Source organism: Amazonocrinis nigriterrae CENA67 (assembly GCF_016056305.1).
Taxonomy (GTDB): Bacteria; Cyanobacteriota; Cyanobacteriia; order Cyanobacteriales; family Nostocaceae; genus Amazonocrinis; species Amazonocrinis nigriterrae.
The window spans coordinates 20,150-37,209 of sequence record NZ_JAECZC010000008.1 but is presented as its reverse complement, the minus strand read 5'-3'; the positions used below and the strand labels follow the sequence as shown (position 1 = coordinate 37,209).

Annotated in this window: 16 protein-coding genes, 2 pseudogenes and 1 CRISPR repeat array (1 of these 19 cut by a window edge); of the genes and pseudogenes, 9 read left to right on the top strand and 9 right to left on the bottom strand. The window is 41.4% G+C overall.

Going from position 1 to position 17,060, the window contains the following annotated elements:
- Positions 1 to 1,622: direct repeats of the CRISPR family, unit length 37 nt; unit sequence GTTTCAATCCCCTTGCGGGGTAATAGAAAGTTGAAAC; it reaches 122 nt to the left of the window's first position.
- Positions 1,623 to 2,250: 628 nt separating this feature from the next.
- The 3 genes and pseudogenes from I8748_RS06750 to I8748_RS36245 all read right to left on the bottom strand — a co-directional run.
- Complete coding sequence (locus I8748_RS06750) at positions 2,251 to 2,448, bottom strand: DUF2811 domain-containing protein (protein WP_198123881.1); 198 nt, start codon at positions 2,446 to 2,448, stop codon at positions 2,251 to 2,253.
- A 737-nt stretch (positions 2,449 to 3,185) separates the two neighbouring features.
- Complete coding sequence (locus tag I8748_RS06745) at positions 3,186 to 3,641, bottom strand: hypothetical protein (RefSeq protein ID WP_198123880.1); 456 nt, start codon at positions 3,639 to 3,641, stop codon at positions 3,186 to 3,188.
- Positions 3,642 to 4,456: 815 nt separating this feature from the next.
- Positions 4,457 to 4,528 (bottom strand): annotated as a pseudogene (locus I8748_RS36245) (sortase B protein-sorting domain-containing protein); the annotation flags it as partial.
- A 237-nt stretch (positions 4,529 to 4,765) separates the two neighbouring features.
- On the opposite strand from I8748_RS36245, the gene I8748_RS06735 reads away from it, so the two are divergent.
- The 3 genes from I8748_RS06735 to I8748_RS06725 all read left to right on the top strand — a co-directional run bounded on the left by I8748_RS06735 (position 4,766) and on the right by I8748_RS06725 (position 7,102).
- Positions 4,766 to 5,557 (top strand): DUF928 domain-containing protein, encoded by a 792-nt coding sequence (locus tag I8748_RS06735; protein WP_198123879.1) that lies wholly within the window; start codon positions 4,766 to 4,768, stop codon positions 5,555 to 5,557.
- A gap of 457 nt (positions 5,558 to 6,014) precedes the next feature.
- Positions 6,015 to 6,254 (top strand): hypothetical protein, encoded by a 240-nt coding sequence (locus tag I8748_RS06730; protein ID WP_198123878.1) that lies wholly within the window; start codon positions 6,015 to 6,017, stop codon positions 6,252 to 6,254.
- A gap of 29 nt (positions 6,255 to 6,283) precedes the next feature.
- Positions 6,284 to 7,102 carry an SDR family NAD(P)-dependent oxidoreductase gene (locus tag I8748_RS06725; RefSeq protein WP_198123877.1) on the top strand — a complete coding sequence of 273 codons (819 nt, stop codon included), beginning with the start codon at positions 6,284 to 6,286 and terminating at the stop codon, positions 7,100 to 7,102.
- Between the two features lie 80 nt (positions 7,103 to 7,182).
- Here the strand turns inward: I8748_RS06725 and I8748_RS06720 are convergent, their stop codons facing one another.
- On the bottom strand, positions 7,183 to 7,983 hold the full coding sequence (locus I8748_RS06720; protein WP_198123876.1) for a carbonic anhydrase: 801 nt from the start codon (positions 7,981 to 7,983) through the stop codon (positions 7,183 to 7,185).
- A gap of 639 nt (positions 7,984 to 8,622) precedes the next feature.
- Here I8748_RS06720 and ypfJ point away from each other — a divergent pair.
- A complete protein-coding gene (ypfJ, locus tag I8748_RS06715; RefSeq protein WP_198123875.1) occupies positions 8,623 to 9,480 on the top strand; it encodes a KPN_02809 family neutral zinc metallopeptidase in 858 nt (285 codons plus the stop codon).
- 116 nt (positions 9,481 to 9,596) lie between these two features.
- On the opposite strand, the gene I8748_RS06710 is transcribed toward ypfJ, so the two are convergent.
- From I8748_RS06710 to I8748_RS35615, 3 genes and pseudogenes are all read right to left on the bottom strand, one after another.
- On the bottom strand, positions 9,597 to 10,037 hold the full coding sequence (locus tag I8748_RS06710; protein WP_225896337.1) for a hypothetical protein: 441 nt from the start codon (positions 10,035 to 10,037) through the stop codon (positions 9,597 to 9,599).
- Entirely contained in the window at positions 10,034 to 10,471 is a 438-nt protein-coding gene (locus tag I8748_RS35620; RefSeq protein ID WP_263975722.1) for a helix-turn-helix transcriptional regulator, read from the bottom strand. Before I8748_RS35620 ends, I8748_RS06710 begins: the two co-directional genes overlap by 4 nt.
- A gap of 3 nt (positions 10,472 to 10,474) precedes the next feature.
- Positions 10,475 to 10,975, bottom strand: a pseudogene (locus tag I8748_RS35615) (AraC family transcriptional regulator); the annotation flags it as partial.
- Positions 10,976 to 10,988: 13 nt separating this feature from the next.
- On the opposite strand from I8748_RS35615, the gene I8748_RS06700 reads away from it, so the two are divergent.
- On the top strand, positions 10,989 to 11,996 hold the full coding sequence (locus I8748_RS06700) for an aldo/keto reductase (protein WP_198123873.1): 1,008 nt from the start codon (positions 10,989 to 10,991) through the stop codon (positions 11,994 to 11,996).
- A 195-nt stretch (positions 11,997 to 12,191) separates the two neighbouring features.
- Here I8748_RS06700 and I8748_RS06695 read toward each other — a convergent pair whose 3' ends face one another.
- Positions 12,192 to 12,608 (bottom strand): MarR family winged helix-turn-helix transcriptional regulator, encoded by a 417-nt coding sequence (locus I8748_RS06695; RefSeq protein WP_225896336.1) that lies wholly within the window; start codon positions 12,606 to 12,608, stop codon positions 12,192 to 12,194.
- A gap of 18 nt (positions 12,609 to 12,626) precedes the next feature.
- On the opposite strand from I8748_RS06695, the gene I8748_RS06690 reads away from it, so the two are divergent.
- From I8748_RS06690 to I8748_RS06675, 4 genes are all read left to right on the top strand, one after another.
- Complete coding sequence (locus I8748_RS06690) at positions 12,627 to 12,827, top strand: hypothetical protein (protein ID WP_198123872.1); 201 nt, start codon at positions 12,627 to 12,629, stop codon at positions 12,825 to 12,827.
- Between the two features lie 496 nt (positions 12,828 to 13,323).
- Positions 13,324 to 13,749: a hypothetical protein gene (locus I8748_RS06685; protein ID WP_198123871.1), complete on the top strand. Its 426-nt coding sequence runs from the start codon at positions 13,324 to 13,326 to the stop codon at positions 13,747 to 13,749.
- A 930-nt stretch (positions 13,750 to 14,679) separates the two neighbouring features.
- Positions 14,680 to 14,928, top strand: coding sequence for a hypothetical protein (locus I8748_RS34970; protein ID WP_198123870.1), 249 nt, complete (start codon positions 14,680 to 14,682; stop codon positions 14,926 to 14,928).
- Positions 14,929 to 15,309: 381 nt separating this feature from the next.
- Complete coding sequence (locus I8748_RS06675; RefSeq protein WP_225896335.1) at positions 15,310 to 16,308, top strand: hypothetical protein; 999 nt, start codon at positions 15,310 to 15,312, stop codon at positions 16,306 to 16,308.
- 135 nt (positions 16,309 to 16,443) lie between these two features.
- Here the strand turns inward: I8748_RS06675 and I8748_RS06670 are convergent, their stop codons facing one another.
- A complete protein-coding gene (locus I8748_RS06670) occupies positions 16,444 to 16,977 on the bottom strand; it encodes a DUF421 domain-containing protein (protein ID WP_198123869.1) in 534 nt (177 codons plus the stop codon).
- Positions 16,978 to 17,060: the final 83 nt, after the last annotated feature.

Below are 17,060 nucleotides of genomic sequence, written 5' to 3'. Positions count from 1 at the left end.
AACACATTAATACAAGGATTTGTAGATCCGTTTTTGTTAAGTTTCAATCCCCTTGCGGGGTAATAGAAAGTTGAAACTGAAAAAGGTAAGATCACGTATCATCTCATCAATGGGTTTCAATCCCCTTGCGGGGTAATAGAAAGATGAAACAGCCCTAGGTATCCAACCGATCATCATTAACTCTCGGGTTTCAATCCCCTTGCGGGGTAATAGAAAGATGAAACTTGGACAGTTAGCATTATGATTATCAACTTGACTGTTTCAATCCCCTTGCGGGGTAATAGAAAGATGAAACTAAAAGTAGGCTCACTAAAGAGTTACTTTGGTATAGGCTGTTTCAATCCCCTTGCGGGGTAATAGAAAGATGAAACAATCCTTAGAAAAGAACTAGGGATGACTGAAAAAGAAGTTTCAATCCCCTTGCGGGGTAATAGAAAGATGAAACGCACACAAGAATTACAAAGCCGCTTTTGTTAAACAGTTTCAATCCCCTTGCGGGGTAATAGAAAGATGAAACGGAATAAAACCCCCTTTAACCAAAGCATCCTGTATAGGTTTCAATCCCCTTGCGGGGTAATAGAAAGATGAAACGTGGACGCGATATCAATTTGAGCCTTTATTGCATCGCGGTTTCAATCCCCTTACGGGGTAATAGAAAGATGAAACTAGTGATAGTCCAAAAGACAAATTTATAGTTGCAAGTTTCAATCCCCTTGCGGGGTAATAGAAAGATGAAACTTGGGCGATCGCCTTGCAGAGATTTGTTGTTCACCTCTGCGTGTTTCAATCCCCTTGCGGGGTAATAGAAAGATGAAACTTGCTCTTCGTCAGATAGTGATCGCCAGTACTCTTGTTTCAATCCCCTTGCGGGGTAATAGAAAGTTGAAACATGCTATTTGGTTTGTTAGGTCAGTTCAACTAGCCGGTTTCAATCCCCTTGCGGGGTAATAGAAAGTTGAAACCAAGCTGCTAGAGCGTTGGAGCGTAGAATAGCTGAAGTTTCAATCCCCTTGCGGGGTAATAGAAAGTTGAAACAAAGAAGAACTGGGCATAAACCTAGATTTTGGCCAGGTTTCAATCCCCTTGCGGGGTAATAGAAAGTTGAAACAATAACGAATCAGAAGCAATTTCAACAAAGCAAGCGTTTCAATCCCCTTGCGGGGTAATAGAAAGTTGAAACCATTTTTACTTGGTGCTTCTGTACGTAGCTATGAAGTTTCAATCCCCTTGCGGGGTAATAGAAAGTTGAAACAGCTTGCCATTTCATAACCAACGCCGCTAAAGTCCCCGTTTCAATCCCCTTGCGGGGTAATAGAAAGTTGAAACAATTATTTTTCAGGGCAACTAGACGAAATTCGTATGTTTCAATCCCCTTGCGGGGTAATAGAAAGTTGAAACGTGGAACCTCAAAATGAATAAGATAGACATAAGGCAGTTTCAATCCCCTTGCGGGGTAATAGAAAGTTGAAACTACCTAGAAAATAAATAGTACCTGGAGTCAGTCCAGTTCGTTTCAATCCCCTTGCGGGGTAATAGAAAGTTGAAACAAGTGGACGTATGCGGTCAGGTAAAGTAATTTGTACGAGTTTCAATCCCCTTGCGGGGTAATAGAAAGTTGAAACCCTGCCTTCTGAAACCGTTACTAAACAAGCTTCCTGCTAGGGATTTTGGCGGGGGAGAAATTTTGGTTAATTTCAGCCGCTCTTATTGCGAAATAATTGCAGTTACCCTAACTGTTGAAACGCTGTAATTATTGATTTGTCAAGGTTCTGGCGATTTTGGCGGGACTCCAGGGATTTTGCCCCCGCTTTCCCCTGCCAAACATCAAGCTGATTACATAATCATAAATGATTGTTTGTTATTGTCGAGGTTTTATGAACTATATGTAACTTTTTACAGTAAAACTTCACAGTAGGGTGCGGGCAAATCTAAAAAAAGTATTAAGGAGATACCCAGGTAAATATGGGTAAAAAATGGGTAGTTCTCCCCTACCTTTGAGTGAGCGATTGAGCGATGATTATTTATATAGAAAAGCGCTGGCACATGTTTTAGGCTAGCATTTAATAAACCGCATATAAATCAAAGCCCTGAAATAAATTCAGGGCTTTTTAATTTGAAAGCTCTGTGTTCAGTCAAAAATATACAAACTGAACAAGGCACAAAAGAGTTAATAGTGAGGTGATTGTGGCTTTTCTCAGGTTTAATTGATGTGACTATTGGCTTAATCACAACAGCGCAAAGTGTTTTGATTTAGTGGCGATGAAACAGAGTATCTAGATAAACTTGAGCAACACGGCGATCGCCATCTGCATTTTGCAGTAGAAAAAGTGAGACTGCTGCTGTTAATACGCGGTTTTCATCCCAATCAGGATGTTGTTGTAAGTAGTCCTTGAGACAGTCATGGAGGGATGAAGGAATTTGTGTGAGGATACTAACTGTTGCGTTCATGGGTTTTGCTTCTGGTAAGCAAATTAATCAGGACAACTAGCACAAAGTGAGGCAGTTTTAAGCTGTTTCACATCGTCCTTCGACTAGTGAACAAGGTGTACTAATACTTGAGTAAGTTTATACAGTTGCTCCTAGAAGTTCGAGGAACTATAAAGGCTAGTCGAATTATTGTGCAATCAGAGGGGGTGGGTTTGTCAATGCTACGAAATGTTAAAGATAACTATAGAAAAAATAAATATTTACGCCATAATCAGGGTTATAGATACTTTTTTGTTACATTTCTAAATAAAAACTGAGTAAGTAAGATTGCTTGACCCTGTAAGGATAAAATCCCCAGTAATGCAACGAAAGCTTATTAGTTTGTAGGGTAGTTGTGGAAAACTCATGAAATACCTGTGGAAAAGCTGTGGAATCAATGAGGAAAAGTTCAGCTAATAATAAGATTTACAAAAAGTTCAAATCCGTAAACTCGGTTTTTGGAATCAGCTGAATTTTCAGTACTCAACAGCAACACCGAAATTTGCGGGTAGATTCAAGGGTGCGTTATGGACGGAAGTCCTAATGCACCGAAAATCATTGATGGTGCGTTGCGCTTCGCGACAACACACCCTACTCAGGCTAGGTAAGAATTTTAAAACTGTACACTATAGCCTTGGTAAGGGGGGACTTCAGGGGTGCGCGAAGTGCGCGAGTGGGGTATTTTTGTACCTCACTAGGCTGAAATCTGCTGTATTACATTAGCGAACTGTTCTATCTAATTTTTCCAAGTTAACTGCATCAAGATATTTATCAACCATCTCTGGTGTTAGCAATTCCAACATCACACGGTTTTCAATCCAAAATTCTACAACATCAAAAGCACCACGGCTACAGGGCAGCACACGCCATCCCTCCCTTGCACCAATTTGTTCAATTTTTTCAACGCTGACGGGAACGGAAATTGCTGCATGAACACCAGTGTAATTTGCAGGATGCTCATTGATTTTAAATCCCGCTTGCCCTTGCCATGCGTCTGGAATAATTTCACTACCCAAAGGATAAAATTCAATTCCTGTGCCAAATTTATCCCTCGCCAGCATCATGTAACCTCCAGGATTGGGTGAAAAAGGCAATACACTGCCGTGCATAATTTCTGCCATTACATTAGCTACGTGTTGAGGGTTTTTCACAGAAATAGAAATGTGGTGAAGCATAGTATTACCTCTTTTTAGACATGTTTATACTCATAAAAATGGCTTCAAAAACTTTGTGTAAAAAAATAAACAGTTGAAAAAATTATATATAAACAAATATTCACTTACACTCAAGTTTTCATTATGAAAGAATTTAAGAGTCAGTAAAAACAATAAATCCGAAGCGTAGTACAAAATGAGCTGATGATTTTTGTACTAAGTTGCGGATGAATATTATGTGGTTTTTAACTCGATGTTTAACTATGAAAAGCATGGTTATTCAAAAGTGTATGCAGTGAAATAACACACACTCAAGATGATATTTTTTTTGAATTTCTGCATTCTTTTTGAATTCTAACTAAACTCTGCTCATACTGACATCTTCTTTAGGATGTTATTAATGGTCAAAAATTCTGACCTAAGGTAGTAATAATATAGATGAAATACGCTATATATCTTCCACAAACTGGATGAATACTAAGGAATAAATGATGGGGTATTTTGTTGGACTACAAAAGTAAAACCTCGTCCTTTGAAGGAGACGAGGCTCAAAAAATCTCCATGAATATGCTGTTGCTTTACATCTCTTACCATTTATAAAGATGTCCCCTTGGATAGATAAAACAGCAACAAAACAGTTATCAAGCTTGAAATAACACTGCGCCCATTCCACATAGCCTCAAACAGACTCAGACAGCTTCATCAGGTTGAGCATCCCTAACGACACCAAGCCCTAACGACACCAAGCGTCGTGACTACCCCTGATTCAAATTAGGCTAACAAACCTTAACTTTAATCCAGAGAGCGATCGCTTTTCAAAGCTGCGCCAAAGGAAATTATATTTTCAAAATTTTTCGCTTTTTTGCATAAAGCACAGAACTAATGCTGAATAGTACTATATACCAAACGCTTTATGTGTAAACCAAGGGACAACAACCTAAAAGTCCCTTATGTCAAATCTATAACTCAAAACTGCTCTGGTTGTCTTCTGGAGCAGTTTTTAACAATTATGTCCGACTTGTAAATCACCTGATACCAATTTGAAAAATGATTGCAACACATAGATTCACAATTCCAAATTTCAAAATCCAAAATGGTATCACTTTAACCTCAACATTAATTTTATCAAGTCGAGTTTACAACCGATGAAACGACTTTTAGCATTAGCTATTGGCTACACAAGTCTGGTGGCTGTTCAGACTTTGGTACTGGCAACACCAGTACCAAAACCTTCTAGTAGCAGTGTCGGGACTATTGCCCAAACAGCACCCCCTTCTTGGCCGCAACCTGATTCAGGTAATCCAGGAGGTCGCGTTCGTGGTGGAGCCAAGCGGTGCATCAGCTATCCATTGGTGAATCCTCCACTGACTGCTTTAGTACCTTTTACCCAGGAACCTAACTCAACGGCGAATGTCTGGGGATTGACAACAGAGGCTAACCCAACCTTTTGGGTCTATACACCATATAGCAAAGATTCTGTTACCAAAGATTGTGCCTTTACTACTGAATTTGTGTTGCAAGATGAGGATTCAAATCTTATCTATAATAAAGCGATCGCTTTATCGGCTCAACCAGGAGTCATCAGCATTTCTCTACCTGCTAACGCTCCCTCTTTAGAAATAGGCAAACAATATCATTGGTTTTTGATAATCAACTGTGATTCAAACCAGCCATCACCCCCCACTTACATTGAAGGGGTGATACAACGAATTAACCTCAAGCCAGAAATTGCCCAAAAGCTAAAATCAGCAACGCCTCAACAGCAGTTTACGATCTATGTCCAAAACGGGATTTGGTACAATGCACTGACAACTTTAGCACAACTGCGTCAGCAAAATCCCCAGGATGCAGCACTCAAGATAGAGTGGAAAAATTTGCTCAGCAGCATCCACTTAGATGACATAGCAGACAAACCAATTCTTTTAGAAAAGCCTTAGTAGAAATTGGTGTATTGTTTCTCTCCAATCTCAGAGTTTTTACCCTAAAAATTACTCCTTTACTCAACTAGACATCATCTGTAAGTATGAAGGTTTTAGTTTCATGCTCTGCTTTAATGTAACTGCATTGAGTAAAATCGACCCATGAAAACTGACCCAAGTATTACTATAGATAACAATCTGCCTAAAATTTAGCCTAAAAAAAATAGATGGGCAACACTTGCGGCCATACTTTTAGTTTTAATTATTATTGTTAGTTTCTTCGCTTACAGATTAGAAATTGTTTTAGGTAAAACTTGGCTTGATTCTGGCATTCGCCACTAATTCCGCAGCCATGTTTCGCCAAACAGATGTAAATCCTAGTTCACGTTAACTCAAAACAGCGCGGGGAAGGGGAAGAAAATATCAAGGTAATTTTTTTCAACTCCCACTCTCCACTCCCTTCTTTAAAACAGTCATGGAAAGAGAAATTAGAGATTCAGATGGTATTACATGGACTTGCATTCAAGCATTTTCAGGTATTTCTGATAATGCAGAAGCTCAAGATGCAGCTCAAGTCAAAGACCAACCAAATAGCTATTGGGTTGTTTGTACCCCCAGTGGCGGCGCGCAGTCTGTGCGGCTAAAGCTAAAAGACAAATGGCAAGAAAATTACTCCGATGAGGAGTTACTTCAGGAAATTAAAAGCCAGCAGTAATGAGCTAAAAATTACGGACGACTGACATTATGACTAACACAGTAATAATCACAGGCGCATCTCAAGGCATTGGCAAAGCCACAGCATTATTATTTGCGCGTTACAAATATAATGTTGTTTTGGCAGCTCGCCAACTCGATCGCTTGGAAGCTACCGCTGCCGAAATACGGGAAATAGGACAAGAAGCGATCGCTATTTCTGTTGATGTCAAAGATCCATTACAAGTAAGTCATCTGATTCAAAAGGCAATAGATCACTTTGATCAGATAGATGTATTAATTAATAATGCAGGCATATTTGGCTTAGGGTCTGTGGAAAATTTTAGCTTAGATGATTGGCATCAGATAATTGATACCAATTTGTGGGGCTACATCCATACTATTTATGCTATCCTGCCCCATTTTTTAGAACGTGGCAAAGGAACCATTGTTAATGTTAGTTCTATTGGTGGAATAGAACCAATTCCTTACCAAATTCCTTATACAACTAGCAAGTACGCCATCACTGGGTTAACCAAATCGCTACACGCAGAGTTATCACCTAAAGGTATTCAGGTTAGCGGTATTTATCCCAGTTTCATTCGTACCCAACTCATGGAACGGGCAATTTTTCGTGGTCAAGATGAGGAAACAGCCGAGGCGCGTTCTGAATTGGTAAGTAAAGCAGTTGAAACTCCTATACTAGAAAAGCCGGAAGATGTAGCCAAATCAATCTGGAGTGCAGTTAAAGATCAACGTTCTGAAGTCCTTGTAGGTACAGCAAAACTTTGGCAAGCAATTTATAACTTATCTCCGAGTCTGATGAAGTCACTTTTCCGACGCGCTTTTAGTATGGAAGAAGGTAGATAATATTTTGCTTGTCAAGTATCTTGTTCATTAGTTATCTAACGAGTAGAGCAAGATACTTATACTGCATGAAAATTTACATTTTACTTTGTTGTCGAGCCTCGATAAATTCGCTCCATTTGCTGTGGAGAAAGCACTGTCATGGGAAACCCTGTATGTGTAGAAATAGGGTTTATCTGGGACAATTCAAACTCCTGTTGTTGAGTTTTAGCGAAAGATATTTTCCTAGTGTTAGCTGTTTCATCTATCTCCGATGGGAGAAGCTGATTTAGAGGCAAGACATAGGCGTGTTTTTGTGGGTCGTATGCCAAGACTTCTCCTGTCTCGATTTGATAAATCCAAGCATAAATACTAAGTTTCCCTTGGTGGAGCTTAGAGTGAATCACCGGATAAGTGCGTAAATTTTCGATTTGGGTGAGTACATTCTCAGCAATAATTATTTCTAAGAGTTCTTCACCTTCGTAATGGCTATAATTGTCTTTCACCAATCGTCGGGTTGCCTCTGCATACTTGAGCCAGTCATGTACAAGGGGCATTTCTACCCGCAAGCTGTCTAACTTCATTAAACCTTTCATAGCACCACAATGTGAGTGACCACAGACAATAATTTGTTGAATGTCTAATGCTTGAACAGCATATTCAATTGTTGCCCCTTCACCGCCATTAGTCGCACCAAACGGTGGAATAATATTACCTGCATTGCGGATAACAAACAATTCACCTAATCCGGCTTGTGTAATCAAGTTTGGATCGATACGCGAATCTGAACAAGTAATAAATAGGACTCTAGGCTTTTGACCATGAGATAGTTGTTCAAATAGTTCTTCATTAGCAGGAAAGTAACTACTTTGAAATTCGCGCAAACCTTTAATCAATTTTTTCATAGGACTAGCTAAATAAGCAATGCTTGATTTTTTTACGAAAAATTGGATTCTCAGATTCAAAAAGTAGAAATGTGCAAAAGTAACAATTAGTTTATATCATTGAGCGTTACTTTGTTTAATCTGAGTTATTTCAAAATGGTTAGACACTATATAACCAAGAGTATTGATTCAATTAGGTTAAAAATATCTATAAACAGATTGACTCAATTCATCGATGTTTGCCATTGTACCACCGAGTTAGTCAAAAGGTGAAATGTATTCTTGTATTGTTTCAAAACTCTTGCTAGATTACCGTCTATGATTACGGTTGTAATGTGAAATCAATCTACCATTGGTAATAAACTACAGGAGAAAGTCCAAAGGGATGAATTAGACCACCCACTAGGGGCAAGATTTTTACCTTTTCCTAGCCTATGTGACTACCGCTTGAGGCCAGCAAACCCGAATTGATGAAAGAGCATTTAGACATGAGTATAACCTTTCTTAAGACCTATTGTCTTGCTTAGCTTGGTTTGTCCACAGATAGACGAACTCAATGTCTGAAATGAGTAATATTTCAACTGTATAGCTAAAGGCTTGTGGGAATTTCATCCTATCTAATTCAAGCCTTGTTTTTCATGAGTTTAGTAAACGGTAATTATGCGTTGGCAATTAGGTCGTCGAAGTACAAATGTTGAAGATCGTCGTGGGATGAATGTTTCTGCCCCTATAGTAGGTGGCGGTATTGGAGCAGTACTGCTATCGCTACTTGTTGCACTTTTAGGTGGAGATCCGAGCGTGATTTGGAAACAAGATAATACATCTAGTAATAGTCCCTCGACTGAATCACAACAGACAACACCAACCTTAGCTCAAGATCAGATGGCAGATTTTGTATCTACTGTGCTAGCTGATACTGAGGATACGTGGAGTGATGTGTTTCGACGTAGCGGGAAAACTTACGTGGAACCAAAATTAGTTCTTTATTCAGATGTGGTGGAATCTGCTTGTGGATTTGCTCGTGCAGCAGTTGGCCCTTTTTATTGTCCGCGCGATCAAAAAGTCTACATTGACTTGAGTTTTTACCGTGATTTAAAGAATAAATACCAAGCTCCAGGAGATTTTGCTCAGGCATATGTAATAGCTCATGAAATTGGGCATCATGTGCAGAATTTGCTAGGGATTTCGGATCGGGTTCGAGAATTACAAAACCAAGCTAGCCAGGTAGAAGCAAATCAGCTTTCTGTGCGGTTGGAATTACAAGCCGATTGTTTTGCAGGAGTGTGGGCAAATCGCGCTCAACGCTCACGACAAATTCTAGAACCAGGCGACATCAAAGAAGCGCTCAATGCAGCTACCAGTATTGGAGACGATCGCTTGCAAGAACGAGCCAGAGGTTATGCTGTACCAGAATCTTTTACACATGGTAGTTCATCTCAACGGGTTAGCTGGTTTCAGCAAGGTTTCCAAACTGGTGAACCTCAGCAATGTAATACTTTTGCCAAGGCAAATCCATAATGCTTTGTAGCCCAATGTGATACCTTTTTGTTTACCAGCTGATTTTTGGCGATCGCTACTTTGAGTTACATAAATCAGAGGTGAAAGTCCACGAACTTGGGAATTTTCCAGAGGTTCTATGTTTCCATCAAAGAAGCCTCTGGTAATGATGGACGCAAACAAAGATATATTAATGGCCCAAACAATGGCAAAAGAGCAACAGCCCAAAAAATGCGCCTATCTTTAATTCCTCGACGTACCATATCATCATCAAACAAAGAAGTAATCGGAAATATCAGGCACATCAGACAGAAATCAAGACTGATGAGGTGAACAAAGGGTCTTTGATAAAACTGCTGAATATAATCTTGCCAATTTCCAGCTATTACTGCATAACTTAGTAAAACAATAGTCACAACTAATAGAGAAATTCCTGTGCTTCGTTGCTCAAGAATCGAAAGCCATTTATCCTTTATTCCAAAAAATGTTTGATTAGATCTACGAAAAATTAAGTAAGGTAGAAGACAAATCACACCTGTAAAATTTGAGCCGATAAAATGGCGTCTTGAGGAGATCATATTGAACTAGCAGTCTCCCTAACAGCTTCTCGCAGTCTCTCCACATCGCGCATCGGTGGTGCGCCAAACAGCCGCTTGTACTCTCGGTTGAAGTGCGAGGCATCGTCATAACCCACACGGTAGGCAGCACTAGTAGCGTCAAGGTTTTCCCCCAGCATTAGACGGCGAGCCTCTTGGAGCCGCAGTTGCTTCTGGAACTGCAAGGGACTCATGGCAGTGACAGACTTGAAGTGATGGTGGAAACCTGAGACACTCATGCCAAGATCTCGTGCGATGTTTTCAATGCGAAGCGGCTGGTTAAAGTCTTTACGAAGTCGCTCGATGGCTCTGGCGATATGGTGGGTGTAGCCACTCAGAACTGCAATATGACGGAGCCGACTACCTTGCTCTCCCATCAGGAGTCGGTAAATGATTTCCCGTGTGACCAATGGCATCAGAACCCGAGCTTCGGCGGGGGTGGAAAGAAGCCTAACGAGCCTGACTACGGCATCTAGCAGAGGCGCATCCAATGGACTCACGTCTATCGCTTTTACATTGGCACGGCTTTGTGCTGAGGGATAGCCTGCCTCGACCATGACTGAACCGACAAGGATGGGGTCGAGATCGAGGCGAAGACTAAGGTACGGTTGCTCCTGGGACGCTTGGAGAATTCGACTCACAATCGGCAGTTCCGCCGTAGCAAGCAGATAATGCATCGGGTCGTACTGATAGCGATCGCTACCCAAAAGCACTTCTTTGCTGCCTTGGGCAATTACACAAAAGGCAGGAATAGAGACAGCATGACAGGGTTCCACAGGCGAGGAGGTACGGTTGAAGTGCAATCCTTTCAGCGGCTCAATCGTCCCATCATGACGGATAGTCTGTGAGATGCGCTCAGTCAGTTCGTCCCTGTTGGCTTGCGCTGTGTCTGCCTCGCGCCTTGCTTGCTGGTCGTTCATTAAAGGAATAACAATGCAAAAGCGCACACTTGGAAAAAGCAACTTAGAAGTCTCAGCGATCGGGCTGGGCTGCATGGGAATGAGCTTTTCTTATGGCCCACCCAAAGACAAGCAGGAGATGATCGCTCTTTTGGGGGTCGCAGTTGATCGCGGCATCACATTCTTTGACACTGCTGAAGTCTACGGCCCGTTCTTGAACGAAGAGCTTGTGGGCGAAGCCCTCGCTCCCTTTCGCAAACAGGTGGCGATCGCCACCAAATTCGGGTTCGACCTGAATCCTAATTTCGATCCTCGTGGGATGAAGGGTTCGCCCGGACTGAATAGCCGACCGGAGCATATCAAGGAAGCTGTGGAGGGATCGCTCAAGCGACTCAAGGTCGAGACAATCGACCTGCTCTATCAGCACCGGGTTGACCCGAACGTACCAATAGAAGACGTGGCAGGAGCGGTAAAGGAACTAATTCAGGAAGGTAAGGTTAAGCACTTTGGACTCTCGGAAGCAGGAGTACAAACGATTCGTCGCGCGCACGCGGTTCAGCCGGTCACTGCTCTCCAAAGCGAATACTCGCTCTGGTGGAGAAAGCCTGAAGAGGAAGTGATACCAACTCTTGAAGAACTCGGAATCGGCTTTGTCCCCTACAGCCCGCTGGGCAAGGGCTTTCTCACTGGCAAAATCGACGAAAATGCGACCTTTGACAGTTCTGACTTCCGTAGCACCCTGCCTCGCTTCACGCCGGAGGCTCTCAAGGCGAATCAAGCCCTGATTAATCTGCTAGGCAGCATTGCAGAACGGAAGCAGGCCACACCTGCTCAGATCGCGATCGCCTGGCTGCTGGCCCAGAAGCCGTGGATTGTTCCAATCCCAGGTACCACGAAGCTGCATCGCTTGGAGGAAAACATCGGGGCAGTCTCAGTCGAACTCACATCTGAAGATTTGCATGACATCGATGACGCTGCCTCCAAGATTACGGTGCAAGGAGCTAGGTATCCCGAAAAGCTGGAGCAAATGACCGGTCGCTGAAAATTATACGTATCTCGGCTCAATACCTATAGCAGTCAAAGCAGTTCTGATTGCTACTAGCCTTGAAATTACTTGGTTTCTACTCAGCAACGCCAGTCCCCTGAAGTTGGGTAACCTTTAGAGTGCGGCTGGTTCCACCCTGCGGGAAGCCGCAGAAGCGTCTACAGCACCAGCGCACTCAGCACTTTGCTATAACTATGGTTCAAGCATTGCTGGGATACCAGCTTGTAATTTTTGCTGAAGTTCAATGAGAGTTTTCTTTTCCTCAGATGTCAGCTGCACCATCAATCCAGTTGTGCGACAAAAATGGTCAGGCAGCATTTCAGACATGAGTTGGTGTCCTTTTTCTGTAAGATGAACACTTAATATGCAGCGATCGCTGAGGCTGGGTTGTCGTAGTATTAATCCGTCTCGCTCTAGTCCATCCAACAGTCCTGTAATGGTAGCACAGGTGACTCCCGAACGCTCCGCACATTCAAAAGGGGTTAATCCTTGCTCATTTGCTTGGGATAGTTGCATCAATATTCTAGGTTGTATAGCAAATAAATCCATATACTCATCACTTTCAACACCTTCATCTTCATCGCAACTTTCAACTTCTGATAGTGCCAACGAAGAGATTTCATTAGATTGTTTACTTCCTCAGAATTAAAAAGCGCAGACACTATCTCTTCAGAAGATGCAAAATTATTTGTTAATAACCTTTATCAAACAATTGATAACAATATTTTTGATCCCACCTTTAAGAATGAACTTCGACAACAGAATTTAAAAGCTTTAGTTGCTCAGGTCGAAGCACAACCAACTTGGTCAAGGTTAAAGTTAACGTAACTCGTTGATAATCAACTTCATAAGCTGTCAATATCTCATATTATATAACTTTACTAACATATATTCATGTTTATTTATATCCTGCACAGTTGCGTTATTGACATTTTTGTAGGATAGGCGCTGCAATTGGTTTGCTCAAATTTTGATTTTTACACTGTAAAACTGCTTGTTCTCCTTCCGAAACCCAAATTTGGCGCAGGATGGGATGAATTTAAGCTTATAACTATACCATGAATCTTTACATTAGTCAAATAATTTGCTTAACTGTCTTAACTGTCTCAAAAATTTGCTTAACTGTCTTAACTGTCCTTGAATTTCCGCTATAAAGTTGAGAAAATACTAAATTGTTAATTAATAAAACAAAGAAATATCGAGGGTAAAAATCTATAGGTTTTTAGAAATATATCTAGATCACAACTTTGTTGATCTGAGATGCTTTCTGAAGCTGTAGTTTTTGCTCTCAATGGGGAACACAAACACTAAGGGATTGAAAACAATGACAGCTGCAACTCAAACAACTAATATTACAGATTTAGTGGTTAACAGCAAAAAGAATTGCTACCACCTCTTTTCGCAACGCATGACTGAGATTCAAAACACAGGAGTCAGCACAGAACTCAAACCAGGGATTCACGTTATTAGAATTCGGAAAGGTTCTTTTGATTACATCAAAGGTGATGCTCAGAAGGGTGAACCCATAGTCATGCTCTGGATTTACGGTGGTAAGTTCAAGAATCTAAAAACTAATGTAGAGGTTCCAGCAGGTTGGTCAACTTTGAATGGTTATGACGATACCCTGACCTTGGCAGTATCAGAAACCTCGACACTTTGTGCCTTCTTTTTTGATGTTGAAGTTGGTGATAATGATGGTGATGTGACAGTTTCAGTGATTAAAGTTGGTGAACTTGACGATTTAATTTAAGTTTTCACTTTCTCAACTCTAAAAGATAGTCATTTATCAAAATATGCCATTTAGGGGTGTGAAAAGGTAGGGTATTAACTGCCTCTTCATACCCCTTAAAACTAGAAAACAGTTGAGACATTTTTGTAGGGTGGGCACTTCTAATGGTTCATTCAAACCTTGATTTTTATGTTGTTGGCAGTGCCCACCGGTTAATTGAAAATGGTGTAAGTAAGTCGGTGGGAAAAAACAAAACTATGTTAATAAAGATGAAATAGGCTAAAACCCAATGGCACGCTCGAAAACGTGAAACCTCGTTTGGGCAGGGTGTAGGGGGTGGCGCAACGGGTGTAGGGTTAATAACTATTCATTTCTTAAAGGTGAAACACAGGTTATTTCTTCAAAGTTCCCTACACCCTACACCCCACACCCCACACCCCAAAACCAGTAATATCAAGGATTTTTGCTTATCTTAGTGCCATTCGGCTAAAACCCTCTTCCCTCCTGTCCTTCGGGTGACGCTCGTACCTCGCTACCGCTTCGCGCTTCGCCACTTTACCATCTCGGCAGAAGCCCTCTGGGTACTCTTCTCCTTCAAAGAAGGCGTTCCCGAAGGGTAGCACGTGGCGTCCAAGACGGCGACTCACTCACCAAGACGGCAAGTGGACTCACCTCCTGCCTCCTATCCGAAAATTGGTCTAAATTCCAACACTGAGCTTACAATCAATAGTAGACTATCGCAACCTTAGACCCGTCTGACAATCGCTTAGAGAACTTAGTTTGCCGTAAGAGCAGTTGTCACCTAAATTACACGCGTTTATAAGAGGCAATGTCTCACTGAACAATTGTTGTTATTTTGAAAATGTGCAAGCGCAATACTTGACATAATCTCAAACATTTTATGTTTAATAGAGAAAATCTATTAAATGAATGAGGCTAGAAAGAGCATCAATGCCCAGCAAGATAATTGATGTCCGAGAGTACACAGTTAGAGCGCACAAGCGGGAAATTCATACTCGCATTTTCAACTTTGTGTGTAAGCAGTGTGAGCAGCCAACCAGCCGCGAGACTTATGGCCCCCGACCGTTGTACTGTGAGCAATGCCGCGCTCCTCAACCGCCCAGAAAATCAGTAGTTCCTCTCAAGAAAAGAAAACCCAGAGCTATGACTTACGACAGTGGCAAAGGCATCGCGGGTTGATTTGTTACCATGAAAAAATGGAGACGATCGCCGCCTTGTTTGACTCTTGTGCAAAGCGCGATCGCTCCAACTGTTGACTTCAACAGCCTAAAATCAATCATTTTTGTTAAAGATTTTACGTTGAATCTTGTAAGGGATTTTGGTAACTACTAAAAATATTGCTACAATCCCTAGGTTCCAATTCTAGAAGGTCACAAAATTTCAAATAATCCGCTTGCTAGTAAAATGAGTGCAATCGCATTAACAAACTTAGAAGCTATTTTGCGTCATTAAATGCTGACTGTTGAAGGCTTGACATTATGGTTGTACTTATTTGGGCACTCGGTCACTTTACTTTATTCTTACAGTGATAACGGTTTTTGAAACTTGATAAACACTCAATTGCAACTACAACCTCTCCCCGAAACCTTCATTCAACCAATGTTGGAATTACGAGACTACTATGCTCAGCAAGTAGAACAGTATGAAAAGTTACATCGACAGGCTTTAGACAATTTGAATCATGTGAAAGCCTTATTATCCAACTGGTCTTCTAGCACAGATGCGACTCCTAACTTTTTAGGGGAGGATAGCCGTTGTGTCACAGAAAACTTGACGACTGTCAACAGCGATGACATTACCCAGTTGTCACTCAATTTGGTAAAACCTATCGATTCTCAAGTTGTACAATTTCTCGATGTAGAAACCGAAGATTCAAACAGTGCTGATGCTGACCAACAACAGCAAAAGCCTGTCAAAGAAACCCAAATCGCAACTTCATCTAACTTGCTGTTGCACTCAGAAGTTCCGATGTTACCGGAATATGAATCTCTAACACGCACCGAAGCTATTCAAAAAGTATTACAAAAACACCTTGGAACTGTGTGTCACATCGATTTTATCGTGCGATCGCTTTATGGTGAGTTAGAGCCAGATTCATTCAAAGTAGTTAAAGGCAGAGTTCAATCAACACTGACTCATGGCAAACAAACCAATAAATGGTCACTCGTTCCTGGTCAACCTGGGTGTTACACTCTGGTTTTAAGTTTAGTCAATTCTACTTCTGGTGGTTCTTCTAAGAAAGGGAGTAACAAAAATAGACTTCCTTCACCACTGGCACAAACTAATATTATCCCAATGCTTGAGCCTTATAAAGGACAATTTTTGATTGATGCTCTCACCTCTTTATTACAAAAGAGTCCAGGTCAAGTTTTCAATGTTGCAGAAGTTATCCAAGCACTATATGGAGAGCTAAATGCTGAACAACTTAGAGAAGTTAAGCCAAAAGTCCTCAATGAATTATCGCGCGGTCATCGTATTGGGCGATTCTCTAGAGTGCCTAAAGAAATAGGACTTTACACTTGGGACTCAAAGTTGTTGCAACAAAAAGACCCTAGTTAGCACTGTAGGGGGTAGGGTATAGGGAGACGGCGTTGAACGGGGCTTCTTACCCCACACAACGCATCCGCCACCAATACCCAGTCCGTTTTATAGAAATAAAAGCACAAAGCCCACGTGCTTGTAGCCGTGGGAGTGTCAATAATTCTGTTTTTGTTCAGTGATGGAAGTAGTTTTTGAGTCAGATGTAATGATACTAATGCTACCGTCAGCTTCCATATACGCGAATTTCACCTCAGCCAAAAATTCTACACCTTGCTGACGTAACTTGCTCATCAACTCATCTTCTGTAATTAGCTCCTGTTGCAGATGCCGTTCAATAAGCCGACCATTTTTTACCAGCAGGAGCGGTGGGGGATTAAGGAAGCGTAACTTAGGAAATTTGTAACCTAACCAGTTAAGAAAATAGCTCCAAAAAATAACAGTTCCTACTAAAATACCTCCCTCAGTAATCGATGTATAGTTACTAGCCATTGCATTTTGGGCAGCTTCAGCAAATAGTACAACCACAAGCAAATCAGTAATTCCTAGGGTTCCTATTTGTCGGCTAGGTAATAACCGTAATACCGAAAACAGTGCCAGGTAGACCAGCGACCCACGTATAATTAGTTCCAAAACGCTAATACTAGGAACAAAAATTCCCCGCCAATCGATAAACAACCATTTCTCCATGAGCGCTGATTTTACCCTTGTCAGTTGTCAGTTGTCAGTTGTCAGTTGTCAGTTGTCAGGAGGCAGGAGACAAAAGGCAGGAA